Source organism: Kluyvera sp. EC_51 (assembly GCF_019584505.1).
Classification (GTDB): Bacteria; Pseudomonadota; Gammaproteobacteria; order Enterobacterales; family Enterobacteriaceae; genus Kluyvera; species Kluyvera sichuanensis.
Window position 1 is genome coordinate 1 of the sequence record NZ_VDAG01000010.1, and the last position, 24,507, is coordinate 24,507.

The window sequence follows — 24,507 nt, forward strand, 5'->3', positions numbered from 1 at the left end:
CTGGCACGGCTGGGACGGAAGTCGCTGTCGTTCTCAAAATCGGTGGAGCTGCATGACAAAGTCATCGGGCATTATCTGAACATAAAACACTATCAATAAGTTGGAGTCATTACCAGAGAAATATTAGACATTCCTGACATTGATTTTTATTCGTCTGAAATGGACCTTCATCTTCTCAGTGGATTATGCAAGGGGTTAATCTCTGATAGGTCATTAACAGAAGATGAAATCAGATATCTTGATTGGTGGCTAACTCAAAATGGAGCCCTCAAAAATAACTATCCAGGAAAAGAACTATACATTCTTGTAAAAGATATTCTTGACGACGGGATAATTACTAAAGAAGAAAGTGACATTCTCCATAAGGCACTTGTTGACTTCACCGGGTGTGATTTGGATAGCGGCGTTGTTGATGGATTAGCAACTAGATTGCCTATTGATCATGGTGCTAGCATTGACATTGAAGGAAAAAATTACTGTTTAACTGGTACCTTTGTAGCTGGCAAGCGTGCAATGGTGGAAGGGTTGATAAAAACTGCAGGCGGGCAAATCAGTAATGGAATCACCCAAAAACTGGACTTCCTTGTTATTGGCACACTATCATCCCGAGACTGGAAATTTTCCAGTCATGGGAAAAAGATAGAGAAAGCTGTTAGCTATCGTGATGATAATGGTGCAAAACTAAAGATTATCTCGGAAGAGATGCTCTTTGATGTGCTACCACGTACGTGACGACCAGAACACTCGACCAATAACGTGTATTCGTGCACGGCGTTCATTGAAGGTGAGTATTTCATCAGGGTACTCATCTTTATTGAAGCTTCTTATAATTAGCCCTCCGTCTGGCTGACTGATTAGCACTTTAACCCTAAGTAAAACACCATCCCTAACAGCATATAAGTCGCCATCTCGAATAGGGTTTGTTTGAGAAGTATCAACAGCAACATGATCGCCGTTGTTGAGAACCGGCAATAGACTGTTACCCCAAATTTTTACAATTCTAGCATTTGTTGCGCTGACACCAGCCTTTCTTAAATCGATTCTTCGAAGTGGGAACCAATCAATTACAGACTCTATTACTTCGGCTTCACAGCCGTTTCCTGCGGATAGTTCAATATCCAGTATTGGTATATCAGCAAAAATCTCAGGGTCTAAACGGGAGCCTTCTGCTTCCTCAACGACATAATCAGAAAACGAAGCGTTTTCCTCAATACCGAGCTGCAACCACTTTTGACTTACATCTAGTGCCTTAGCGATTTCTTTTATCTTCCGAGGTTGCAGCGTCTCTCCATTCTCGATCTTTGCGACAGATTGTTGCGACAACCCTATAGCCTCAGCCAGTTGTGCCTGGCTTAATCCTGCCTTTTCTCTCGCAATTTTCAATCTTTCCGCCAGTGTGTTCACAACTTCCCCCCTTGTTTATGGCGAGATTACAACTTTATGTTTTAGCTTTCCAACATCTAAAAGTTGTGATAAAAGTTGTTAAAGTTGTATAATTCATACCGACGACAACTTTTACTTTTGACACAGGAGAACAAATATGACTCCCGAGCAGTTAGCTCTCTCAGAGGCAATCGCTCTGGCCGGCGGACAATCAGAGCTGGCGCGCAAGCTTACCGTTGATTCTGGGCGGTTGGTAAAGCAACAACAAGTCTGGAACTGGCTTAACAGAGAAAAAAGACCCCCAGCAAAACTTTCTGCGCTGATAGAAAAGACCACCGGCGTTTCAAAAGAAAGATTACGTCCTGACATTTTTCATAAGTCTAAAGATTCAGCAGCTTAATTATTACCACAGACACAAGGGGTTAACCGTGGGTAATGAACCAATGTGGAAAGTTGAACGTCAGCCAGCCTGGCTGGTGGCCGCGATTAAAAAAACGATTACCGACCTGCCGGGCGGATATGACGAGGCAGCGGAATGGCTGGGAACGACTGAAAACTCATTGTTTAACCGCCTGCGCACCGAAGGGGATCAGATCTTCCCATTGGGTTGGGCGATGGTGCTACAGCGTGCTGGTGGCTCAAACCATATCGCTGATGCAGTTGCGCGTCATTCTCAGGGCGTATTCGTGCCGCTGGCTGACGTTGATGAAGTGGATAACGCCGACATTAACCAGCGGCTGATGGAGTCTATCGAGTGGATCGGCCGCCATTCAAACTTTGTGCGTAAAGCCACTGCTGATGGGGTGATTGACGCAGAAGAGCGCGCCCAGATTGAGGAGAACAGCTATCAGGTGATCGCTAAATTTCAGGAGCACGTCACGCTGCTTTACCGAGTTTTTTGTGTCGCTGAAAAGAGTGAGGCCCGCGAGTGTGCAGCTCCGGGCCCCTTGGCGTGTCGTATCAGTGGAGAAACTAACGCATGAACAGTGTAACGGTAAACAAACGTCTTCCGCAACTACGGGGAATTCCCGTGCATGGAACCTCGTTGTTTCGGTATGAGCGCATGGTATCAGGTCGCTGGGTTCCATGTAACCACAGCAGGGCCATGGCGATTGTGGGTATCTGGAGTCGTAAAGGGAGAGCGCTATGCGAGAGCTTAACCGGTGGTTCAGAGATCACTATGGAGTTCCCGTCAGAGTCGTCCGTTGGGAGCCAGATACACAGCGCGTTATATACCTTCGCGAAGGGTACGATCATGAGTGCTTCAGCCCTCTTGAACAATTCCAGCGTAAATTTACAGAGCTAAAGGACTGCCATGAGCCTGTTAATGCCATCCCGGCCAATAGTGATAAACCCTGACCTTGCATACAGCATTGGCCTGAATGAGGCCATTGCGTTGCAGCAGGTGAACTACTGGCTGAAAGAAACCACCTCGGGGCTTGAGCGCGGCGGCGAACGTTGGATCTACAACACCACCGAACAGTGGCTTGAGCAGTTCCCGTTCTGGTCTGAATCAACCCTGAAGCGCACCTTCACCCGCCTGAAGGCGCTTGGCGTGCTCAAAATTGAGCAACTGAACAAGTCTCAGCGCGACATGACGAACTACTACACGATCAACTATGAGAGCCCACTTTTAGATGATGTCAAAGTGAGCGAATCGAAGAGGTCAAAATGCACTTCTCCATCAGGTCAAAATGACACGATGGAAGGGGTCAAAGTGAAACACTCCATCAGGTCAAAACGAACCGCTGTCATCAGGTCAAATTGCACTGATGATCCTACAGAGAATACAACAGAGAGTACTACAGAGATTACAGGTAAAGACTCTTGTCCGGTTGCGCCGCAACCAGACCATGCTGACGCTGAATCTCTGGTTCTGGATCATTTCAATCGGGTAACGAACTCAAGCTACGGGAAGGGTGGCAGAACAAAATCCACTCTTGGTTATATCCGTGGACGCCTGGCAGAAGACTACAGCCCTGAAGACCTGATGCTGGTGGTTGATTACCTGAACGAGAAATGGGCAAACGACCCCAAGATGTCGGATTACCTGCGTCCGAAGACGCTCTTTGCCCCTGAGAACTGCGTTGAGTATTTCGAGAAGGCCAAGAAATGGGATTCAGCTGGACGCCCATCCTGGATGAACGGGAAGTGGGAACGCGAAGCCGCAGGCTTCAAATCCAAATACGAATGTGATACCCGCATTCCTGATGGATTCAGGGGGTAATCATGAGCAAACCATTCCTGAAGTGGGCGGGTGGTAAGTTTACCCAGCTGAGTGACCTGTTCCAGCACATCCCGAGTGGCCTGCGCCTGATAGAGCCGTTCGTCGGCGGTGGGTCAGTGTTTCTCAACAGCGATAAACACGCCAATTTCCTGCTGGCTGATGTGAATCCTGACCTGATTAACCTGTACCAGATGCTGGTCGTCGTTCCGGACACGGTCGAGAGCAGCGCACGCTGGATGTTTGAGCGGATGGGAACGCCGGAAAACTACGAGCTAATCCGCCAGGAGTTTAACGGCCAGACCATGGATGCCGCCGAACGTGCTGCCGCGTTCCTGTACCTGAACCGCCACTGCTTCAACGGCCTGATGCGCTACAACCTGTCTCACCAGTTCAATGTGGGCTGGGGCAAGTACAAAGCGCCGTACTTCCCGGAGAAGGAACTCAAAGACTTTGTAGGTATGGCGCACAACTGCGTGTTCATGACCGCCGGTTTCCGCCGGACGATTGGCTTGGCCGGGAAGGGTGATGTGGTGTACTGCGATCCGCCTTACGAACCCCTGCCTGGTACCAGCGGCTTTACTGCGTACTCCGCTGGTGGCTTCACCTGGGATAACCAGATTGAGCTGGTGGAGTGCTGTGTCGCGGCCCATAAACGTGGCGCAAGCATCGTTATCTCAAACTCTATAGCCCCTCGCATCGTAGAGCTATACGAACAACATGGTTTCAAACTTCACACCATCCCTGCTCGGAGGTCGATTTCCTGCAAAGGCAGCACTCGCGAAGTTGCTAAGGATTTGGTTGCCGTTCTGGAGGTGGTCGAGTGAAACCAGAGCATGAGAACGCAGTTCGCGCAGCAGCACGCCGTTGTGCTGAAGAGTTACGAGCAGCGATGCGGGTTAAACCCAAACCAGCATGGAACAAAGTCTGCCCGCCGATTCTGCGCAAACATCATCAGCAGGTCGCGCCGCTTGGGGTAAGCCTCATTGAATTCAACAGTGTTATCGGTCGCATGAATGGCCGTTTCGGAGAGGAACTATGAACGAGTTAACGCCGCGTCAGAGGGATGTTTTCAATGCAATCCGGGATTACAAGGCCCGCGTTGGCTTCCCTCCGACAATGTTTGAACTGGCTGGGCTTATTGGTTGTTCCTCACCAAATGCCGCGGCAGACCACGTGAACGCGCTAAAGCGAAAAGGCTATATCACGGTAGCACCCGGAGTAGCCCGCGGGATAACGATACTGGGGGAGAATGAGGGCCCTGATGCTGTCTCTATCGTTCGCGCGCTGTTGGATGGAAATGATGGTGCTCGTGATAAGGCTATTGAATGGCTGGAAGCAAAGGAGTCCGCATTATGAAACTCGTTCTGCCGTTCCCGCCAAGCGTTAACACATACTGGCGCGCCCCAAACAGCGGCCCGTTGAAGGGACGCCATCTGATCAGCCAGAAAGGCCGTGAATTCCAGAGCGCTGCTTGTGCAGCCATTATCGAACAGCTACGCAAGTTACCCAAGCCATCGTCAGAGCAAGCTGCGGTGGAAATAACTCTGTACCCACCAGACCAACGCCGCCGGGATATCGACAACTACAACAAAGCGCTGTTCGACGTGCTGACGCATGCAGGCGTTTGGGAGGACGACAGTCAGGTTAAACGGATGCTGGTGGAGTGGGGGCCAGTGGTACCGAAGGGGAAGGTTGAGATAACGATCAACAGATATCAACCGGCGGGTGCAGCCGCCTAAGTGGAGAAGAGCATGAACCAGATGAACATTACAGTGAATTGCCCGACGCATCATATTGCGATGCCAGGGGAGCATATAACAATGTCCAGTCGTGAGATTGCCGCGCTGGTGGATTCCCGGCATAGCAATGTGTGTGTGACCATCGAACGACTGATGAGTAGCGGCGTCATTGGGGGGTATGCTGCAATGCAGTACACCCATCCCCAGAACGGGCAGAACTACCATCACTATGAAGTGAATAAGCGTGACAGCTATGTGATAGTCGCTCAGTTGTGCCCTGAGTTCACCGCGCGTCTTGTCGACCGCTGGCAGGAGCTGGAGCAGGTAACTCAACCAAAGGTACCTCAGTCTTTTTCTGAGGCGTTACGCCTGGCTGCTGAACTGGAAGAGCAGAAGCAACAGCTGAAGGATGAACTGGCAGTTGCAGCGCCGAAAGCTGAATTCGTTGATCGCTACGTTACTGCCACCGGCTCAATGACGTTCCGACAGGTTGCAAAGCTCCTGAATGCTAAAGAGCCAGAGTTCCGGCTGTTTCTGCTGGATCACCACATCATGTACCGCCTGAGCAATGTACTCACGCCGTACCATCAGCACATCGAAGCAGGGCGGTTCGAAGTGAAGACCGGTACAACGAGCGCCTCAAACTATGCTTTCAGCCAGGCACGCTTTACGGCTAAGGGAATTAAGTGGATCGGCGGCCTATGGGCTGAACATATCGCTAAGGGGCACACGGCGTGAGAGCACTGTTAACACCCGAGATAGCCCCACGCATGGGGATTATTCTTTTTCGTCCTGGCGCGGAGCTGATGGGGCTCTTTGCCAGAGGTCGTGTACTGATTGAGTCCGAACCACAGGGATACGACAACTACGCCACCGGAGCAATACCACCGGCATCACAGCCATTAGCCGCAGACCCGCTAATGAGCAGCGTATTCGAGAATGAGAAGGTCATCAGCGCTGCTGGCGGACTCTCCGGACTTGATTACTGGCTGGAGCAACAGCTTGTTTGTCAGTGGGAACTGAGCGACTACCACAGCAACAACTTCACAACCCTTCGTCGTGACCCTGGCTCAATCCGTTTGTGCTGGCATTGCGATAACCACCAGCGAGAGCAAACAACAGAACGTCAGGCAGGCATCGCACGTGCAAACCTGGTATCCTGGATTTTATCGATCGCCTGTCGTGAACTGGCATTTCCACCAGAACACGAACTGACCCTGCCAGAGTTCTGCTGGTGGCTTGTCACTAAAGACGTTGCAGACGTTATTCCTGAAGGTATCGCGAGAAAGGTTTTGCGCTTGCCCCAGGAGAAACACCAGTCAGTCATGCGCGAGAGTGAGATTGTTCCGGCAATAGCGGCCACGCAGCTGGTACAGGAGAAAGCCAAAAAGGTTGTCGCGTTAAAGATTGACCCGGAAACACCAGAATCCCTGATGTTGAAGCCAAAGCGCCGACGCTGGGAAAACGAGAAATACACCCGCTGGGTGAAGTCGCAGCAATGCATATGCTGTAACAACCCGGCAGACGACCCCCACCATCTGATAGGCCACGGGCAAGGTGGAATGGGTACCAAGGCACACGACCTGTTTGTGATTCCTCTGTGCAGAGAGCATCACGACGAGTTGCATGCCAGCCCTGTGGCATTTGAAGCGAAATACGGTGACCAACTGGTGCTGTTGTTTCGGTTTTTAGATCTTGCGCTGGCAATCGGTGTACTGGCGTAGTGGAGACGCATAATGATTAATCCTTCTGAAGTTGGCAAAGCAGGCGAAATGGTTCGCCTCAGAACTCTCGAAAGCATCTGGATTCAGGGAAAGCTCCGCATGTGGGGCCGCTGGTCGTATATCGGCGGTGGTTCTGGCGGGAACATGTTTAACCAGCTGCTGGCATCCGGGAAAATCACCAAGACAGCAATCAACGAAGCGCTGCGACGTATGAAGAAAGCGGGTATCAGCAAGCCTGAACTGGAAGCGTTCTTCAAAGAGATCCTCGACGGTAAAAACAAAAGCGGCCTGGCGTTCTGCACCGATGAAGAGGCGCTTAAAATTGACTCTGTGCTTAGCGCTGAGTTTTTGCGCACTGATAACAAGCGGCTGTATGATCTGATTAAAGATCGGTATGTCTATCGCATGAGTAAGAAAGCCATGGCAAGAGCGCTTAATGAAAAGCACCCAGAATGGTGTTTGAGAACGTGCGAGAGCCGTATTGATGTTTGGCTAAGTATTGCGGAATCGACGCTATACAGACCAATGTGTGATGCATTCGACACAAATGGCGACAGGTTTTACTTGAATGATTGCGCAGAAAGTGCTTAAATTGTGTTAAGCTCGGGACGTTAAACCGAACTGAGCAACAAACATTAAGAACCCGCCATCGAGCGGGTTTTTTATTGAAACCAATTCCCTTCTTTGCTGTAAGTGATAAATTAAAGCATGATAAAAATCACGTGTAAGGGATTAATGTGCGTAAGATTCTTTTGGCAGCGTTGTGTTGCTTCCCCGTTGTAACTTTTGCAAAATTTATAAACCCTATGGAATTTGATGGTTCTGAGGCTCAAAAAAGCGAAGTAATTGAATACATCAAAGAGAGGGTTCACAAAGATTACTGCGAAAGTCAATTGGACATGTGTCAGGATACGACCCTCCGCATGATGGAGAGAGAAAATCTGGACTCATTCAAAGAGGCAACTCAAGCGAAAGACAAAAAAATTATGAATAAGGTAATCAAAGATTATTGTCGCTCGGGATTGGACATGTGTAACTACGTAACAATTAACATGATGTATAAAGAAAACCTGAAAGCGTCAAAAGAAAGCCTTGAATGGTGATTTTTAATTAGCCTAAAAAATTTCGAAAAGGTCACCCAGCGGTGGCCTTTTCTGTTTCTGGAGGGTAAGAAAATGCATCAGTAAACGGATAGACCGCAGACGAAAGGCAAAGCAGCAGTCATGATGCTGCCCTGAGTCGCCATTGAGCGAGCCTGTGTAGCGATGGGTTAAGGTTCATATATCAAAACAAGTTCCGGTAGAGCAGCGCGAACGCCAGACGCGCACCGGTTATCAGCGGCGATAGCGCGACAGCACCTCAAGGGCATGAGCGTGGCCACTCCGGGTAGTGGAAAATTCATTGCAACGGACAGGGTGTTGAGGCGAAAGCCGCCCATAAGACCGGGTACACACCACCCCGGCAGGCAGCGCCCTGTCCATTGCGGTGAAAGAAAATATCGGCTAACACCCGGCCAACAACTCAGCGGCACGTAAGTCCCGATTGGAGTTAAGCGAGAGATGGGCGCTCGCCACCACAATACATTGACGCGATTTATGAAAATGTTTTACGTTATTGATGCAGTGAATCCCCCTGTGCGGCGGGGCGCTCAGTCAAAACTGATAATGTTCAAATGCTCGCGCGAGGCAGTTCGACTGGCTGACTCACCGGGAGGCACCCGGCACTGCATCTTATTCACAAAGCCTCGTTTCGGTTTTTTAGTGAAAAAAAAACCGCATCAGAGTGCGGGTTATCAGAATTATTTGATAAATGGACACCGAGCCAGTCTTACGACTTCCGGTCTATCAAATGATATTAATTTATTAGATATTTGTAAATAATCCACATCCATAAGGGCTGCGCTTCTGCGTGGCCTTTTTCTTTTTCAGGCTTCGGGAACAAATCCTCGGCGTGTGTTGTTGTTATATCAGCCCGAGAGCCTGAATCCTTTACAAGCACACAGCGCCATCCGAATTATCCGGAGGTGAGGCTATGACCCGAATGAGCACAATTTACAGCAGACTTTCATATGGGACGGGAACCGCGTTGACTGGCTGCGGTGTCTCTGCAAAGGCCCATGCCGAAATAACTAAAGAGGTATCGTGGATGCTGGCCGACAAAGTGGCAGGACTCGGTTTAAGTGACTGGGCAATTATTGTCGGTATCGCATGCACCGTTATCACCTGCGGCGTGAACTGGTATTTCCGCTGGAAAGAACGGGAGGACCGACGTAATGGCTATGTCTCCAAAGTTGAGGAATAGCGTTATTGCGGCGGTGCCGCTTGGCGCTATCGCTATCGCTTCCGCGTTAATCACCGGACCTACCGGAAACGATGGTCTTGAAGGTGTTCGATATGAGCCGTATCAGGATGTGATCGACAAATGGACGGTGTGTTACGGCCACACCGGCAGCGACATTATGCTCGGGAAAACCTACACGGAAGGGGAGTGTAGGGCATTGCTCAACAAAGACCTTGCCGCCGTAGCGCGTCAGATTAACCCCTACATTAAGGTTCCAATCCCAGAAACCACACGCGGTGCGCTTTATTCGTTCGTTTACAACGTCGGGGCCGGTAACTTCAAAACCTCCACGCTGCTGAGAACAATCAATCAGGGTGACATTAAAGGCGCATGCGAGCAGTTGCGGCGCTGGACTTATGCAGGCGGCAAGCAATGGAAAGGGCTAATTACCCGTAGAGAGATTGAGCGCGAAGTTTGCCTGTGGGGTCAGAAGCCACAAAGTCTAGGGGTGTTCTGATGAGCCTGCGAACTCAGCTTATTGTCTCTATGTTGCTGGTGGCTTGCGCATTTCTCGCTGGCAGTGAGTGGACGAACCGCAGCTGGAAAACAAAGTGGGCTAACCGGGATAGCGCGGAATCTTCACAGGAAGCGAATGCGCAGACCGCCGCGCGATGGATTGAACAAGGGCGAACTGTAGCCCGTGATGAGGCTGTTAAAGATGCTCAAGCTAAAGCAGCGAGCGCTGCCGTTACTTCTGCTGGCCTGGCTACCACTGTTAGCCAGCTGCAACAGCAAGCCAGAAAGCTCGCTACCCGCCTGGACGCCGCAAAGCACACCGCAGATCTTACCGCTGCCGTCAGAAGCAAAACAGCCGGAGCTGATGCCGCAATGCTCGCCGACATGCTCGGAAGTCTTGCAGAAGAAGCTCGATATTATGCTGGACGATCTGACGAAAGCTACCGAGCAGGAATGACGTGTGAGCGGATTTACGAATCTGTGAGAGCAACGAACAACCAATAGGTGACCCATGCTGCTAGTTTTCATCCTCTTGTCGATATGGCTCTGTCGGCAACATGAGGAATGCCGCTGGCCTTCGGTCTACCTTAATATCTCATCGCTGATGCTCTGTTCTGAGCATCCGGCGCGCGGTAAAGGGCTGCGTTGAGATAAGAACCTAATCATTACAGAAGCTCTTCATTGAGGGGCTTCGATAATGGTGATGGATATCACAATTTTAATTGTGGTTGACATAATGCACTGATTTGTAATGGTTATTTTTTTGTTGGTATAATTAGTCCGTTCCGATGAAAGGGGGTTAATATGCTGACAATAATTTTGTTTGGGGCTGGGCGGTCTGGCGTGATTTGGCCTACCGAAGAAATTAACAAAGTGATAAAGGTTCCAGACTGCCAGGTTAAGGCTCGCGAAATACTTGGCGGCAGGGCGGTCATGCCCGATGTTGAGTATCAGGTTTTTGAGTTCCTGGTGGATGGAAAGGTTTATCTGATTGGAGTAAATGGCGATAGGCCAAGCGACGATGTGATTAAGTCCCACATCAGGCATGGCGATCCCAAGCCGAGACCATACAAAACACTGTAACCGCCTCCGGGCGGTTTTTTATTGCCATTACCACATTGCATTACAGCAGGCATTCACTGAGTGCCTGCGATAATTAATTACTAGAGGACAATCGTATGTGCAATCTCTCGATTATGTTTTACGCATACCCGACAGCCTTTCTTATGCTACTGGTCATCTCGATAACGCTCAACGGCTGCATGCTTTGGGTAAGACTCCGCGAACGAAAGGCGGGTGCGGTCTCCGCAGATTCGAAAGAGATATCGATGTCGGACCTGCGAAAGATTATGGATAAAAGCATTGAAGAGAGTATCAGGCTCAGCTGCAGGCCCGGGGGAGTCATCTGGCAAACCACCAAGCGCGGGTGATAACCATTCGCATTTGATGGGTCCTCCCGGCGGGGTGGCCTGCCACGGGGCGGCTGGCGCGCGGAAAACGGCTAGTTTTTCGGATCTAAGGTCATCATCATCATTCGCGCAGGTTATTGATCTCATTAGAGGCGATTTCGTGCAGATGTCGAATCGTTTAAAAAGTGTTCACCATCATGGACCAGGAAATTGCTGCTTTAAAACTGAATATTAACCAGCTGGCGGGGATTTCCGGTGTACACCGTCAGACGGTCGCCGCAAGGCTAAAAAACATCGAACCAGCGCCAGGCAGCAACAGCAAATTAAAGCTTTATCTGGTCACCGATATTCTGGCCGAGCTGATGATCCCCACCGTGTCAGCCAACATTGACGACATGCCACCATCTGACAGGCTTTCTCACTGGAAAGCGGAAAATGAGCGGCTGAAGTTCGAACAGGACACCGGCCAGCTAATTCCGGCAGATGAGGTGGCGCGTGAATTCTCATTGATGGCGAAAGCCGTCGTCATGGTGCTTGAAACTCTCCCCGATGTACTTGAGCGAGACTGTGCATTAACGCCTGCAGCGGTTTCTCGCGTGCAAAGCGTTATCGATGATCTACGCGACCAGATGGCGGAGAGAGTGCAGGACGCTGAAACAGAGGAGGAAGAGCCAGAGGAGGACTGATGGCAAAGCGGGCATCCGCCAGGGGCATCCGCCGCGATGTTTCCGGTATTTTACGTGCCCCGCGTCGTATGCAGGTGGCCGATGCGGTCAGCACTTATATGCGCGTGCCAATGGGGGCGGGTAACTCCGTTCCGTGGGATCCAGACCTGGCACCTTACGTCATTGAGCCAATGAACTGCCTGGCATCGCGTGAATATGATGCGGTGGTGTTTGTTGGCCCGGCGCGAACCGGTAAAACCATCGGCCTGATTGATGGGTGGATTGTCTATAACGTTGTCTGTGACCCGGCGGATATGCTGCTGATCCAGATGACAGAGGAAAAGGCGCGCGAACACTCTAAAAAGCGTCTTGATCGTACATTTCGCTGCAGCCCGGAAGTGAAAAACCGACTGAGCCCACGGCGCAATGATAACAACGTCTACGACCGCACATTTCGCGCCGGTAACTATCTGAAAATTGGCTGGCCATCGGTCAATATCATGTCCTCATCAGACTATAAGTGCGTGGCGCTGACCGATTATGACCGCTTCCCGGAAGATATCGACGGGGAAGGTGACGCCTTTTCACTGGCATCAAAGCGAACGACAACCTTCATGTCGTCCGGGATGACGCTGGTCGAGAGTTCTCCGGGCCGCGATGTACGCGATACGAAATGGCGCCGTAGTTCTCCGCATGAAGCGCCGCCCTCAACCGGGATTTTGGCGTTGTACAACCGTGGCGATCGTCGCCGTCTTTACTGGCCGTGCCCTCATTGTGGCAAATTCTTCCAGCCTGAAATGGACAATATGGCCGGTTATCGCGATATCCCAGATCCCGTTGAGGCCAGCGAGAAAGCCTATCTGCAATGCCCTGCCTGTCAGGAACACATTCTCCCCGATATGAAGCGATCGCTGAATATGAAAGGGGTGTGGTTACGTGACGGGCAAGCCATTGATAGCGATGGTGTCATTACAGGAGAAGGGCGGCGCTCGCGCATTGCCTCCTTCTGGATGGAGGGGCCAGCCGCCGCGTACCAGACCTGGGCGCAGCTCATCTACAAATTCCTTACCGCTGAGCAGGACTATCAGGCCACCGGCAGTGAGGAAGCGCTAAAGACGGTAATCAATACCGACTTTGGGCGTCCGTATCTTCCCCGCTCCAGCATGGAGCAGCGTAAAAGTGAGTTGCTCGAGCAACGTGCCGAGGATGTGCCAAAGCGTTCTGTGCCGGACGGTGTTTGTTTTCTTATGGCGACAGTCGATGTGCAGGCGGGGCGCAATCGGCGCTTTGTTGTCCAGGTCACAGGTTACGGGAGTATGGGAGAGCGCTGGCTGGTGGACCGCTACAACATCCGTCAGTCGATGCGCTACGACGGCAATGGCGAGAGCCAGCAGATCGACCCGGCCAGTTATCCCGAGGACTGGGATTTGTTACTGACCGATGTGTTTAACAAGGGCTGGCCACTAGCCTCTGATCCGAACCGGTGTATGCGTCTGATGGCGATGGCCGTGGACTCCGGCGGGGAAGATGGCGTAACCGATAACGCCTATAAATTCTGGCGCAGGTGCCGCCGCGAGGGGTTAGGTAAGCAGATTTATCTCTTCAAAGGTGACAGTGTCCGCCGGTCAAAACTTATCTCCAGAACCTTTCCGGATAACACCGGGCGCTCAAGCCGACGGGCGCAGGCCTCCGGTGATGTACCGCTTTATCTGCTCCAGACGGATTCCCTCAAAGACCGAGTGAACAATGCGCTGTGGCGTGATTCACCCGGACCCGGTTATGTGCATTTTCCGGAATGGCTTGGCAGCTGGTTTTACGATGAATTGACCTATGAGGAGCGATCGACCGATGGCAAATGGAGTAAGCCGGGACGTGGTGCAAACGAGGCGTTTGACCTTCTGGTCTATGCAGATGCGCTCGCCATCCTCCACGGCTACGAGAAAATTAAATGGCCCGATGCTCCTGGCTGGGCGCGGCGGGAAACGTGGCTGGAGAACGCGCCGGCGGAAGCTGGCGAAGCGCCATCCACGGCGCCAGAACCAGCCCCCACAAAAAACAGGAAGCGGAAGAAAACCGTAACCGATGATGCTAACCCTTGGACCACTTCAGGAGGATGGTTGTGAACCGTGTCGATATTGAAGCCATGATCCAGCGATATACCGAAGCCGAGATGGCGGTGCTGGACGGCAAAACCATCCGTTTCAATGGGCAGGAAATGACGATGGAGAACCTTTCCGAGATCCGTAAAGGGCGGCAGGAATGGGAGCGGCGTCTTTCTTCCCTGATTGCGCAGCGCCGGGGGCGTCCCGGCTACCGACTGGCGAGGTTTCCATGAGCCTGTTAGATGATGCCATTGGCGTCTTTTCCCCTGGGTGGAAAGCCGCCCGATTGCAAGCCCGCGCGAAAATCAGGGCATATGAAGCCGTTACCCCAACTCGGACGCATAAAGGGCGTCGTGAGAATCGTTCCGCTGATCAGCTCAGCAATGTGGGGGCGGTTTCATTACGAGAGCAGGCCCGGTGGCTTGATAACAACCACGATCTGGTGATTGGGGTGTTTGACAAGCTGGAAGAGCGGGTGGTGGGGAAGGCCGGAATTATCGTCGAACCACACCCGAAACTCACGAACGGGAAGATCGCTAAACAGTTGGCTGATCAGATCCGCAGTAAATGGGCTGAATGGTCTGTCCGGCCTGAGGTCACCAACCAGTTTACCCGACCAATGCTTGAACGGCTGATGCTACGTACCTGGCTGCGTGATGGAGAAGTATTCGCGCAGATAGTCAGCGGTACGGGAAATGGACTTACGCCCGCTGCCGGCGTTCCTTTCTGGCTAGAAGCACTCGAGCCTGACTTTATCCCGATGACCAGCGATGCGGCGCGCCAGCTTAATCAGGGGGTTTATGTCGATAACTGGGGCAGACCAAAGAAATTTCAGGTTTATAAAAGTCTGCCCGTTTCAGGCCGTCAGTTTGATACGAAAGACGTCGATGCGGAAAACATGCTGCATCTTAAATTTGTTCGCCGTCTGCACCAGACCCGAGGTGTATCAATGCTATCCGGTGTTCTGATGCGCCTCAGCGCGCTGAAAGAATATGAAGATGCAGAACTCACCGCTGCACGTATTGCCGCGGCGCTCGGTATGTATATCAAAAAGGGTGATGGGCAAAGTTATGAGGGGGATGACAAAGACAAAGATGAAGACCGGGAAATAATGATTCAGCCTGGCATCATCTATGACGATCTTAAAGCGGGTGAGGAAATTGGCATGGTGAAGTCTGACCGGCCGAATCCGAACCTTGAAACCTTCCGCAACGGGCAGTTGCGCGCCGTCGCCGCTGGCAGCCGCCTCAGCTTTTCAAGTACGTCCCGAAACTACAACGGTACCTACAGCGCACAGCGACAGGAGCTGGTGGAATCCACTGACGGTTATCTCATTTTGCAGGACTGGTTCATCGGCGCGGTGACCCGGCCAATGTACCGCGCCTGGCTGAAAATGGCGGTGGCCGCTGGTGAGATTAAATTACCACGCGGTCTGGATATGGAATCGCTTTACTCGGCGGTGTACTCCGGCCCCGTTATGCCGTGGATTGACCCGGTTAAAGAGGCTAATGCCTGGAAAGCACAAATCCGTGGTGGTGCAGCGACTGAATCAGACTGGGTACGCGCCAGCGGACGCAATCCGAATGATGTGAAAGCGCGCCGTAAGGCTGAGATCGACGAAAACAAAGAGATGGGGCTGGTGTTTGACACCGACCCTGCTAACGACAAAGGAGGCACCAGTGCCGAAGCCAAAGAACCGGGCGCAACGTCGTCCGAGAGCCAGCGCAAAAAGTAATTCCTGGTTCCGCATGCAGGCCAGCGCCGATAACGAAGCGGATATTTATATCTACGACGAGATCGGTTACTGGGGGGTGACGGCGCGCCAGTTTGTGAATGACCTGAAGGCGCTGGGCGATGTAACCCATATCAATCTTCATATCAATTCGCCCGGTGGCGATGTCTTTGACGGCATCGCCATTTTTAATGCCCTTAAGCATCACGGCGCGGCGATCACCGTTCACATTGATGGCCTGGCAGCGTCTATGGCTTCGGTGATTGCGATGGTTGGTAACCCGGTCATCATGCCTGAAAACACGATGATGATGATCCACAAGCCATGGGGTTTTGCGGGTGGTGATGCCAACGACATGAGGGATTATGCCGATCTGCTGGATAAGGTCGAGTCAGTCCTGATCCCGGCATACGCGGAGAAAACCGGGAAAACGACCGAGGAAGTTGCCGCCATGCTGGAAGATGAAACCTGGATGGATGGTAAAGAATGTTTAGCGCATGGCTTTGCCGATCAGGTCACAACCTCTCTGCAGGCGATGGCCTGTATTCAATCAAAACGTATCGAGGACTTTGAAAAGATGCCAAACAGCATTCGTAATATGATCACCCCTCCGCGCAATACGACTCAGCGCGAACCGCAGCAGCCACAACCGCAGGCAACGGTTTCAGTACCCGCGACCGGTGCAGATGAAGCGACTATCCGCGCCCAGGTGCTTACTGAGCAAAAGAATCGCGTTAACGCGATTAACGATCTCTTTGCAATGTTCGGTGGCAAGCATCAGGAGCTGCAGAATAAATGCATCGCGGATCCGGAGTGCACGGTTGCGCAGGCAAAGGATGATTTGCTGGCAGCGCTGGGTAAAACCGCCACGCCGTCGAATAAAACCACCGATGCGCATATTTACGCCGGTAACGGTAACTTTGTTGGCGATGGTGTTCGCCAGGCACTGATGGCCCGCGCAGGCTTCGAAAGCATGGAGCGTGACAACGTCTACAACGGTATGACGCTGCGCGAATATGCCCGTATGGCACTGACTGAGCGCGGCATTGGCGTTTCCAGCTATAACCCGATGCAGATGGTCGGCATGGCGCTGACCCACAGTACGTCGGACTTCGGTAACATCCTGCTGGATGTTGCTAATAAAGCGCTGCTGCAGGGCTGGGAAGAGGCGGCAGAAACCTTTGAGCAATGGACCAAAAAAGGCCAGTTGTCTGACTTTAAAACGGCACACCGTGTCGGTCTGGGGGGCTTCCCATCTCTGCGTCAGGTTCGCGAAGGTGCCGAATATAAGCATGTGACCACCAAAGATAAAGGTGAGAGCATCGCGCTGGCCACCTATGGGGAAATCTTCTCCATTACCCGCCAGGCGATTATCAACGATGATATGAACCAGCTTACGGACGTGCCAATGAAAATGGGCCGTGCGGCAAAAGGAACGATCGGCGATCTGGTCTATGCCGTCCTGACCGATAACGTTAAATTGTCCGATGGTAAGGCGCTGTTCCATGCTGATCACGCCAACCTGTCTGCCGGTGCCATTTCTGTGGGTAGCCTGGATGACGCGCGCAAGATGATGCGCCTGCAGAAAGAGGGTGAACGTTTCCTGAACATTCGCCCGGCTTATATGCTGGTGCCGGTGGCACTCGAAACCCTGGCGAACCAGACAATCAAGTCCGCCAGTGTGAAAGGTGCAGATATCAACTCCGGCATTAATAACCCGATTCAGAACTTTGCTGAGGTCATCGCAGAGCCGCGTCTGGATGCTAAAGACAGCAATGCCTGGTATCTGGCTGCTGCGAAAGGCTCTGACACTATCGAAGTGGCTTACCTGAATGGCGTGGATACTCCGTATATCGACCAGCAGGAAGGTTTCTCAACCGATGGCATCGCGACCAAAGTGCGCATCGATGCTGGCGTTTCCCCTCTGGATTACCGCGGTCTGGCGAAATCAACCGGGAAATAATTCCCTTCAACTAAGCATCACCTCTACAGCCCATCAGGGCTTTTTTTATATCTGAATTCGGCCCCATCAGGGGCCGGATGGAGACTGATTTTATGGCGAAGAATTTTGTACAACCGGGCAAAACCATTGTGATTGCCAATGCGGGTAACACTGCGATCCTGAGCGGCTCGCCGGTGCTGGTGGGGAAAGTGGTGGCTGTGGCCATCACGGATATTGAGGCAGGCCTGGTGGGCGATGGTTTTGCCGAAGGGGTTTTCCTTCTGCCTAAGCTGTCTGCCGACGCCATTACCATTGGTGAGCAGGTTCATATCAAAGATGGTGTAGTGCAGCTCGATGCGACTGACGCCGATCCGGCTGGGGTTGCGTGGGAGGACGCTGCTGCTGGTTCATCTACCGTAGCCGTGAAAATCAATGCCTAATCCTTTTGACAAACTTGCCAGCCGCATGGATGCGGCCACGGTCAACAAGATGGGCAAACCAGCGATCATCAATGGTGAGCCCATGATTGTTATACCGGCTGAGTTTCTGGAAGAGATGGGGCCGATGACCGGAACAGGGCGTTCTCTGGTGGTGTTCACTGCTGGCTATCGGCCAAAACGTTCTGATGTGGTGATTTTTGAGGGGGAGGAATTCATTCTGACCCGCCACGAACGCTTTAACGGCAAGCCGCGCATCTTTATTGAGTAAGCGGGAGGGAATATGTCGATTAAGGGGCTGGAACAGGCCATTGCGAACCTTAACAGTATCAGTCAAAAAGCCGTTCCGCGGGCTTCTGCTCAAACGGTAAACCGCATCGCCACACAGGCAGTTAATCGCAGCGTATCAGCTGTCTCAAAGTCCACTCGCGTGCCTCGCAAACTGGTGAAACAGCGTGCGCGGGTACGAAGGGCGACAGTGGGCAAGCCGCGTGCGCTGATCCGTATTAACCGCGGTAATCTTCCCGCTATCAAACTGGGGCCATCCAGCATGCGGCTATCACGACGAAAGCGGGATAAGTCGGGGGCGAACAGTGAGCTGCGTGTTGGCACCTTTCGTTTCCCTGGGGCTTTTATTCAGCAACTGGCGAACGGGCGCTGGCATGTATTACGCCGTACCACGAAGAGCCGATACCCGATTGAAGTGGTAAGCATTCCACTGGCCATCCCCCTGACCGAAACATTCCGGGCAGAAGTGCCAAAACTCATGGACGAAAGAATGCCCCAAATAATGCGGCAGAATCTGGCTAACCAACTGAGGCTGATCCTTAAACGATGAAAAACAGTGATATCCGTAAAGCTGTACTCACGGCGCTGCAGCGGAATATTTCGGATTCGGTGACATGGTTCGACGGGCGCCCGGGATTTCTGGATGAGCAGGATCTACCAGCGGTCGCAGTTTACCTTTCTGACGCACGCGCATCGGATGAAAGTGTTGATGAAGATATGTGGACAGCCGTGCTGCATGTTGAGGTGTTTCTGAAAGCCACGGCTACAGACAGTGCTCTGGATTCCTGGATGGAGGACCGCATCTATCCGGCGATGGCCGATGTTCCCGAACTGGCAGACCTTCTCGAATTGATAGCGGCTCAGGGTTATGACTATCAACGCGATGAAGAGGCCATGACATGGGGATCTGCCGATCTCAGTTATTCCATCAGCTACATTATGTGAGGACGTAATGACTACACCAAACCCACTGGCGCCGGTAAAGGGCGCCACCACCACGCTCTGGATTTATTCCGGAACGGGTAACCCGTTTGCCAACCCGGTATCGGATACCGACTGGACGCGCCTGGCGAAGATTAAAGACCTGCAGCCTGGAGAACTGACCGCCGAATCAAACGACGATACCTACCTGGACGATGAAGATGCAGACTGGACTGCGACCGCACAGGGCCAGAAATCGGCGGGTGAGGCCAGTTTTACGCTGGCCTGGAAACCGGCGGAAAGCGGTCAGCAGGATCTGGTTCGCTGGTTCGACGACGGTACCGTGCTGGCATACAAAATCAAATACCCGAATGGCGCTGTCGATGTGTTCCGTGGCTGGGTAAGCAGCCTCGGTAAAACGGTCACGGCAAAAGACACCATCACCCGCTCGGTCAAAATCAGCAACAACGGTAAGCCGGGACTCGCTGAAGAAAGCGCCGCGGCGGTGATTAATGTCACTGGCGTAACGCTGGATAAATCGACTGCCACCGTTGCCGTTGCTGCCACCACTACGCTGAATGCCACCGTGGCACCAGCCAGCGCCAGCGATAAATCGTTCCGGGCCACCACCACGGATGCCGGGATCGTGACGGTGTCTGTGGCCGATACGGTGCTGACGGTCACCGGCATTGCAGCCGGTTCGGCTGACATTATTGTGATGACCAACGACGGGCTGTTTGTTGCGACCTGCAGCGTCACCGTTTCCTGATAATCGGGGCCTCGGCCCCGCCTCCTGGAGTACCCCATGTTTTTAAAAACAGAACCGTTCGAGCGCAACGGCGTGACCGTCACGCTCTATGAACTGTCGGCGTTGCAGCGTATTGAGCATCTTGAACACCTGAAAACGCTGGAAACAGTCACCGATGCAGACATGCAGGCGGCGCTGAATATGACGATTACCTCCGGCGCGCTGCTGGTGGCCATGTCGTTATGGCATGCGCATCCCCTGAAAGGAACGCGCAACACACCAAAAGAAGATGTTGAGCAGATCCAGAAGGAGGTGATGACGACCTGGCCGCTGGAGATCATTGCCGAAGCGGAGTACCGCGTGAAACTGCTGTCCGGCATGGTGCCGCCGCCAGAAGCAACACCGTCACAGGATGATGCAGTGACCGAGCCGGTCAGTCTGGAAAAGTCCTCGCCAGTGAGCTGACATTCGTCCTGAAACTGGCGCGTGAATTTCGCCGGCCGGACTGGCGCGCCATGCTTGCTGGTATGTCGTCAACGGAATACGCCGACTGGCGAACGTTTTACCAGGACAACTTTTTTAATGATGTGCAGATGGATGCGCATTTTTCCTCGCTGATGCATATCGTCATCACCGCACTTGACCCCAAAACCACATCAACCCCTGCCAGCTTCAGCCTGCTGTCACCTTCAGCGGAGGATATTACCGACGATGAACCCGGTGATGATGTGCTGATGGCAAAGGCCGAGGGCATTTCAGGAGGCGTTCGCTATGGCCCAGACGGCAGTGGGTGACCTGGTCGTTAACCTTGATGTTAACTCGTCGAAGTTCAACGAACAGATGGAATACGTTAAACGGCAGTTTAAGCAGACCGGCGATGCGGCGAATGATTCCGCGCTGAAGGTGCAGCAGTCTTTTACCCGGCAGGAGAGCGCGGCGAAAAAGGCCGGTATTTCTGTGGGGCAGTACAACGCTGCGATGCGTATGCTGCCCGCGCAGTTTACGGATATTGCCACGCAACTGGCCGGTGGCCAGAGCCCCTGGCTGATTCTGCTGCAGCAGGGCGGTCAGGTGAAAGACTCGTTCGGGGGCATTATTCCAACCTTCCGCGCGCTGCTGGGCTCCATATCGCCGGTCATGGTGGGTGTTGGTGCGCTGGCAACCGCTACCGGTGCAATGGTTTATGCCTGGTATCAGGGCTCGGCCACGTTGTCCGACTTCAATAAAACACTGGTCCTTTCCGGTAACAGTGCCGGGCTGACCTCGAACCGTATGCTGGTGCTGGCGAAGTCAGGCGAGCAGGCGGGGCTGACATTTAACCAGACCAGCAGCGCACTCACCGAGCTGGTTAACGCTGGCGTGCGCGCCGGTGCCCGGTTCGATGATATGAGTCAGGCGGTGGCGAAGTTTACCGAGGCGTCTGGTGTGCCTGTCGATAAGGTGGCGGCCGCGTTCGGGAAACTGACGAACGATCCGACCTCTGGCCTGATTGCCATGGCACAGCAATTCCACAACGTCACTGCTGAACAGATTGCCTATGTGGCGCAACTGCAACGATCCGGGGATGAGGCGGCGGCGCTGCAGGCGGCTAACGATGCGGCGACGAATGGTTTTCGCGATCAAACAAAGAGCCTGCGCGACAACATGGGCTCGATTGAGTCGGCAGCGGATAGCCTGAAGCGTGCGTTTAAATCCATGTGGGATGCGGCGCTGGATATCGGGCGGCCGGACACGGCGCAGGAAATCGTCTCTAAAGCCGAGGCGGCGTTTAAGCGCGCGGATGAAGTCTGGAATCTCCGCAAAGGCGACCGCTATGTGAATGATGATGCGCGAGCCAGTTACTGGAACGATCGCGAGTCGGCGCGGCTGGCGCTGGAAATGGCACAGCAGCAGGCCAATGTGGCGAAAGCGACCGAGGACAACGCCGCGAGAGAGGCGGTGGTGGAATCCGATCGCCAGAAGTATGCCGCGCAGGCCCAGTCAAACTATGCGAAGACGCAAAGTGCGCTGGAGAAATACACCGCTCGCCAGAACGAACTGAATAAGGCGCTGAAGGATGGGCGGATCCTCCAGGCGGACTACAACATCAACCTTGAAGCCGCCAAAAAAGAATACGACGACTCGCTGAAGAAACCTAAAAAGCCGTCAGCGGTGAAAACGCCAGCAGGCGTGAAAAGTATCGATACAGCCAGCGCGCAGACGCTGGAGCTGGAAGCGCAGCTACGCACGCTGGAAGAGCATAAGAGCATCACGGATACCATCAGCCAGCAGCGGCAGGAACTGTGGAAACAGCAATCCCGCTTTTCTGTACTGGAAGAGGCCGCTAAAAAGCGCGCGCTGACCGCTGATGAAAAATCGGTGCTGGCGAACAAAGATGAGGTGCTGGCGCGGGCGGAGGTGAATGCCCGGCTTGGCGATCAGATTGTTGCCCAGGAGCGGTTAAACCGCCTGCAGGATAGCTCGCAGAAATACGTTACCCAGATTGGTGAGAAAACCAAAGCGCTGGTGGCGGGTGGCAGCATGAGCAGCCGCGGTGCGCAGCGGCAGAATGAAGAGGCACAACTGCGGCAGGGCTGGATGAATGCTGGTGGCACGGATGCGGATCAGGGCTATCAGAATGAGTTGGCAGCTCTGAGACGGTATTATGCAGCCCAAGACAAATTAAGAAGTGACTGGGCTGCAGGAGCTAAATCAGCCTGGGCTGACTACGTGGATTCGGCTGGAAACGCTTATGACTCCATTAAGTCGATCGCAACAACCACATTGGATGGAATTAGCCAAAGTCTTGCCGACATGCTGACAACTGGGAAAGCGAATTTAGCAGATTTTACGCGCTCGACCTTATCGATGTTGACACAGATTCTGATTAAGCAGGCTATGGTCGGCCTAGTTAGTTCAGCAACATCATCTCTTGGGTTCGCTGGTGGAGGTTATACCGGTACCGGCGGTAAGTATGAGCCCGCGGGGGTTGTTCACCGTGGCGAGTTTGTCTTTACCCAGGAGGCCACAAACCGGATCGGTGTCGGAAATCTTTACCGCATGATGCGCGGTTACGCGACTGGCGGCCTGGTTGGCGGGAGCGGGGGCGGTGTTGCGTCTCCGCTCGGTGTCAGCGTCTATGCGCCGGTGTCCATCACCACAGGGCAAGGGGAATCCGGCCAGCAGAAAGGGAGCGACGATGCAGTCGGAAAAGCCTATCAGCAGGTCATTGATAGCTCCGTCCGCGCGGGGATTGCGAAAGCTATACAGCCGGGCGGCATGATCTGGAATGCCAATAAGCAGAGGTAAGCGATGGCGATTGAACATTTTGGCTGGCGGATCAAAGCATCCAGCCAGCCAACGCTGAAGAGCAAGGATAGCGTCCGCACGGCGCAGTTTGGCGATGGTTATAAACAGGTGACAGGCGCCGGGCTCAATGATGAAACCCTCAGCTATGAGTATTCATTCACCGGGAAACCGGAAACGGTCCGGGAAATTTATGCTTTCCTGCGGCGCCACAAAACAAAATCGTTTTCGTTTACCCCTCCCGGCGGTGAGCTCACGTTGTGGCGTGTCGAACCAGACAGCCTGCAGCGTGTCACCAAAAGTAAAACGGTGGAAACCGTTTCGGCCACGTTTGAACAGGCGTTTGCACCATGAGCTTAAATAGTGATTATCAGAAACTCGAGCCGGGCAATGTCGTCCGGCTTTTTGATGTCGATGGCACCGGGTTTGGCGTCAATGATGTCCTCCGTTTTCATGCGCATAATATTGCGCATACGCCGGAGGAAATCGCCGCCGCCGGTGGGGATGAGGACAAGCTCCCCGCAAAATCTATCTGGTGGCAGGGGCTGGAATATAAAGCCTGGCCGTGTGAGATAGAAGGGATAGAGACGGCTACCGACGGAACCAGCGCACAGCCGACGCTGTCGGTCGCTAACCTTGATAGTTCCATTACCGCGCTGTGTCTTGCTTACGATGACTTACTGCAGGCGAAAGTCACTATCCACGACACGTTGGCGCAGTATCTGGATGCGGTCAATTATCCGGAGGGAAACCCGGCGGCGGATCCGCAGCAGGAAAAGTTGAAGGTGTTTTATATCGACGCAAAGGACAGCGAAACGCATGAAGTGGTGGCGTTTAAACTCTCCAGCCCGATGGATCTGCAGGGGTTAATGATCCCAACCCGGCAGCTCCATTCGGTTTGCACCTGGTGTATTCGTGGGAAGTATCGATCAGGGGACGGCTGCGATTACGCCGGGACTCGATATTTTGACAAATTCGGTAATGAAGTAGATGACCCTTCACTAGATGAATGCAGTGGGATGCTTAGTACAGGATGCAAGCCGCGTTTTGGTGATGATGAAGAGCTGCCATTTGGCGGCTTTCCGGGAACGTCCCTTATCAGGAGCTGA

33 protein-coding genes and 1 pseudogene are annotated in these 24,507 nt (G+C 52.9%); 33 read left to right on the forward strand and 1 reads right to left on the reverse strand.

From position 1 onward, the window contains the following. Positions 1–99: IS1 family transposase (locus FHC49_RS03485; protein ID WP_000641146.1), on the forward strand; the 99-nt coding region annotated here is incomplete at its 5' end. Positions 100–108: 9 nt separating this feature from the next. After that, positions 109–732, forward strand: a pseudogene (locus tag FHC49_RS03490) (BRCT domain-containing protein); the annotation flags it as partial. Here FHC49_RS03490 and FHC49_RS03495 read toward each other — a convergent pair. Further along, a complete protein-coding gene (locus FHC49_RS03495) occupies positions 718–1,404 on the reverse strand; it encodes a helix-turn-helix transcriptional regulator (RefSeq protein ID WP_220438726.1) in 687 nt (228 codons plus the stop codon). The pseudogene FHC49_RS03490 and the gene FHC49_RS03495 sit on opposite strands and share 15 nt — an antisense overlap. Positions 1,405–1,540: 136 nt before the next feature. Between FHC49_RS03495 and FHC49_RS03500 the strand changes: the two genes are divergently transcribed. The 31 genes from FHC49_RS03500 (at position 1,541) to FHC49_RS03650 (ending at position 24,507) form a co-directional block, all read left to right on the forward strand. Further along, the gene (locus FHC49_RS03500; RefSeq protein ID WP_220438728.1) at positions 1,541–1,783 is read left to right on the forward strand and encodes a YdaS family helix-turn-helix protein; all 243 of its coding nucleotides are present in this window, start codon (positions 1,541–1,543) and stop codon (positions 1,781–1,783) included. Between the two features lie 28 nt (positions 1,784–1,811). Next, complete coding sequence (locus tag FHC49_RS03505; RefSeq protein WP_220438730.1) at positions 1,812–2,366, forward strand: YmfL family putative regulatory protein; 555 nt, start codon at positions 1,812–1,814, stop codon at positions 2,364–2,366. 163 nt (positions 2,367–2,529) lie between these two features. Next, positions 2,530–2,742, forward strand: a complete 213-nt coding sequence (locus FHC49_RS03510) for a DUF4222 domain-containing protein (protein ID WP_220438731.1) — start codon at positions 2,530–2,532, stop codon at positions 2,740–2,742. Beyond that, positions 2,699–3,610, forward strand: coding sequence for a conserved phage C-terminal domain-containing protein (locus FHC49_RS03515; protein ID WP_220438732.1), 912 nt, complete (start codon positions 2,699–2,701; stop codon positions 3,608–3,610). Before FHC49_RS03510 ends, FHC49_RS03515 begins: the two co-directional genes overlap by 44 nt. A 2-nt stretch (positions 3,611–3,612) precedes the next feature. After that, positions 3,613–4,434, forward strand: a complete 822-nt coding sequence (locus tag FHC49_RS03520) for a Dam family site-specific DNA-(adenine-N6)-methyltransferase (protein ID WP_220438733.1) — start codon at positions 3,613–3,615, stop codon at positions 4,432–4,434. Further along, the gene (locus FHC49_RS03525) at positions 4,431–4,649 is read left to right on the forward strand and encodes a hypothetical protein (RefSeq protein ID WP_044702978.1); all 219 of its coding nucleotides are present in this window, start codon (positions 4,431–4,433) and stop codon (positions 4,647–4,649) included. Before FHC49_RS03520 ends, FHC49_RS03525 begins: the two co-directional genes overlap by 4 nt. Next, on the forward strand, positions 4,646–4,966 hold the full coding sequence (locus FHC49_RS03530; RefSeq protein WP_220438735.1) for a LexA family transcriptional regulator: 321 nt from the start codon (positions 4,646–4,648) through the stop codon (positions 4,964–4,966). Before FHC49_RS03525 ends, FHC49_RS03530 begins: the two co-directional genes overlap by 4 nt. Continuing rightward, positions 4,963–5,349: a RusA family crossover junction endodeoxyribonuclease gene (locus FHC49_RS03535; RefSeq protein ID WP_220438737.1), complete on the forward strand. Its 387-nt coding sequence runs from the start codon at positions 4,963–4,965 to the stop codon at positions 5,347–5,349. The genes FHC49_RS03530 and FHC49_RS03535 overlap by 4 nt, the downstream gene beginning before the upstream one ends. Before the next feature lie 81 nt (positions 5,350–5,430). After that, a complete protein-coding gene (locus FHC49_RS03540; protein WP_370631747.1) occupies positions 5,431–6,087 on the forward strand; it encodes a phage antirepressor KilAC domain-containing protein in 657 nt (218 codons plus the stop codon). Further along, positions 6,084–7,073: a DUF968 domain-containing protein gene (locus tag FHC49_RS03545; RefSeq protein ID WP_220438741.1), complete on the forward strand. Its 990-nt coding sequence runs from the start codon at positions 6,084–6,086 to the stop codon at positions 7,071–7,073. Before FHC49_RS03540 ends, FHC49_RS03545 begins: the two co-directional genes overlap by 4 nt. 12 nt (positions 7,074–7,085) lie before the next feature. Beyond that, positions 7,086–7,664 carry a DUF1133 family protein gene (locus FHC49_RS03550; RefSeq protein WP_220438742.1) on the forward strand — a complete coding sequence of 193 codons (579 nt, stop codon included), beginning with the start codon at positions 7,086–7,088 and terminating at the stop codon, positions 7,662–7,664. A 146-nt stretch (positions 7,665–7,810) separates the two neighbouring features. Next, positions 7,811–8,176, forward strand: coding sequence for a hypothetical protein (locus FHC49_RS03555; RefSeq protein ID WP_220438744.1), 366 nt, complete (start codon positions 7,811–7,813; stop codon positions 8,174–8,176). A gap of 928 nt (positions 8,177–9,104) precedes the next feature. After that, positions 9,105–9,374 (forward strand): HP1 family phage holin, encoded by a 270-nt coding sequence (locus FHC49_RS03560; protein ID WP_220438746.1) that lies wholly within the window; start codon positions 9,105–9,107, stop codon positions 9,372–9,374. After that, a complete protein-coding gene (locus FHC49_RS03565) occupies positions 9,346–9,870 on the forward strand; it encodes a lysozyme (protein ID WP_305067769.1) in 525 nt (174 codons plus the stop codon). The genes FHC49_RS03560 and FHC49_RS03565 overlap by 29 nt, the downstream gene beginning before the upstream one ends. Further along, positions 9,870–10,373, forward strand: coding sequence for a DUF2514 domain-containing protein (locus tag FHC49_RS03570; RefSeq protein WP_220438747.1), 504 nt, complete (start codon positions 9,870–9,872; stop codon positions 10,371–10,373). The genes FHC49_RS03565 and FHC49_RS03570 overlap by 1 nt, the downstream gene beginning before the upstream one ends. Before the next feature lie 300 nt (positions 10,374–10,673). Beyond that, positions 10,674–10,952 carry a hypothetical protein gene (locus FHC49_RS03575; RefSeq protein ID WP_220438749.1) on the forward strand — a complete coding sequence of 93 codons (279 nt, stop codon included), beginning with the start codon at positions 10,674–10,676 and terminating at the stop codon, positions 10,950–10,952. A 523-nt stretch (positions 10,953–11,475) separates the two neighbouring features. Beyond that, on the forward strand, positions 11,476–11,964 hold the full coding sequence (locus FHC49_RS03580) for a DUF1441 family protein (protein WP_220438751.1): 489 nt from the start codon (positions 11,476–11,478) through the stop codon (positions 11,962–11,964). Further along, positions 11,964–14,066 (forward strand): phage terminase large subunit family protein, encoded by a 2,103-nt coding sequence (locus tag FHC49_RS03585; protein ID WP_220438753.1) that lies wholly within the window; start codon positions 11,964–11,966, stop codon positions 14,064–14,066. Before FHC49_RS03580 ends, FHC49_RS03585 begins: the two co-directional genes overlap by 1 nt. Next, complete coding sequence (locus tag FHC49_RS03590) at positions 14,063–14,278, forward strand: hypothetical protein (protein ID WP_220438755.1); 216 nt, start codon at positions 14,063–14,065, stop codon at positions 14,276–14,278. The genes FHC49_RS03585 and FHC49_RS03590 overlap by 4 nt, the downstream gene beginning before the upstream one ends. Beyond that, complete coding sequence (locus FHC49_RS03595) at positions 14,203–15,780, forward strand: phage portal protein (protein ID WP_220438764.1); 1,578 nt, start codon at positions 14,203–14,205, stop codon at positions 15,778–15,780. The genes FHC49_RS03590 and FHC49_RS03595 overlap by 76 nt, the downstream gene beginning before the upstream one ends. Continuing rightward, positions 15,725–17,740 (forward strand): ClpP-like prohead protease/major capsid protein fusion protein, encoded by a 2,016-nt coding sequence (locus FHC49_RS03600; protein WP_220438765.1) that lies wholly within the window; start codon positions 15,725–15,727, stop codon positions 17,738–17,740. The genes FHC49_RS03595 and FHC49_RS03600 overlap by 56 nt, the downstream gene beginning before the upstream one ends. 92 nt (positions 17,741–17,832) lie before the next feature. Beyond that, complete coding sequence (locus tag FHC49_RS03605) at positions 17,833–18,159, forward strand: DUF2190 family protein (protein ID WP_220438767.1); 327 nt, start codon at positions 17,833–17,835, stop codon at positions 18,157–18,159. Then, positions 18,152–18,427, forward strand: coding sequence for an ATP-binding protein (locus FHC49_RS03610; RefSeq protein ID WP_220438769.1), 276 nt, complete (start codon positions 18,152–18,154; stop codon positions 18,425–18,427). Before FHC49_RS03605 ends, FHC49_RS03610 begins: the two co-directional genes overlap by 8 nt. 12 nt (positions 18,428–18,439) lie before the next feature. Continuing rightward, positions 18,440–18,994, forward strand: a complete 555-nt coding sequence (locus FHC49_RS03615) for a phage tail protein (RefSeq protein WP_220438771.1) — start codon at positions 18,440–18,442, stop codon at positions 18,992–18,994. Further along, entirely contained in the window at positions 18,991–19,389 is a 399-nt protein-coding gene (locus tag FHC49_RS03620) for a phage minor tail U family protein (RefSeq protein ID WP_220438772.1), read from the forward strand. The genes FHC49_RS03615 and FHC49_RS03620 overlap by 4 nt, the downstream gene beginning before the upstream one ends. A 7-nt stretch (positions 19,390–19,396) precedes the next feature. Then, positions 19,397–20,134, forward strand: coding sequence for a phage tail tube protein (locus tag FHC49_RS03625; protein ID WP_220438773.1), 738 nt, complete (start codon positions 19,397–19,399; stop codon positions 20,132–20,134). A gap of 36 nt (positions 20,135–20,170) precedes the next feature. Next, complete coding sequence (gene gpG, locus FHC49_RS03630; protein WP_220438774.1) at positions 20,171–20,578, forward strand: phage tail assembly chaperone G; 408 nt, start codon at positions 20,171–20,173, stop codon at positions 20,576–20,578. 50 nt (positions 20,579–20,628) lie between these two features. Next, the gene (locus FHC49_RS03635; RefSeq protein ID WP_061279028.1) at positions 20,629–20,907 is read left to right on the forward strand and encodes a phage tail assembly protein T; all 279 of its coding nucleotides are present in this window, start codon (positions 20,629–20,631) and stop codon (positions 20,905–20,907) included. Then, complete coding sequence (locus FHC49_RS03640) at positions 20,885–23,401, forward strand: phage tail tape measure protein (protein WP_220438775.1); 2,517 nt, start codon at positions 20,885–20,887, stop codon at positions 23,399–23,401. Before FHC49_RS03635 ends, FHC49_RS03640 begins: the two co-directional genes overlap by 23 nt. Before the next feature lie 3 nt (positions 23,402–23,404). Continuing rightward, on the forward strand, positions 23,405–23,752 hold the full coding sequence (locus tag FHC49_RS03645) for a phage tail protein (protein WP_220438776.1): 348 nt from the start codon (positions 23,405–23,407) through the stop codon (positions 23,750–23,752). Further along, positions 23,749–24,507: a phage minor tail protein L gene (locus tag FHC49_RS03650; protein WP_220438777.1), complete on the forward strand. Its 759-nt coding sequence runs from the start codon at positions 23,749–23,751 to the stop codon at positions 24,505–24,507. Before FHC49_RS03645 ends, FHC49_RS03650 begins: the two co-directional genes overlap by 4 nt.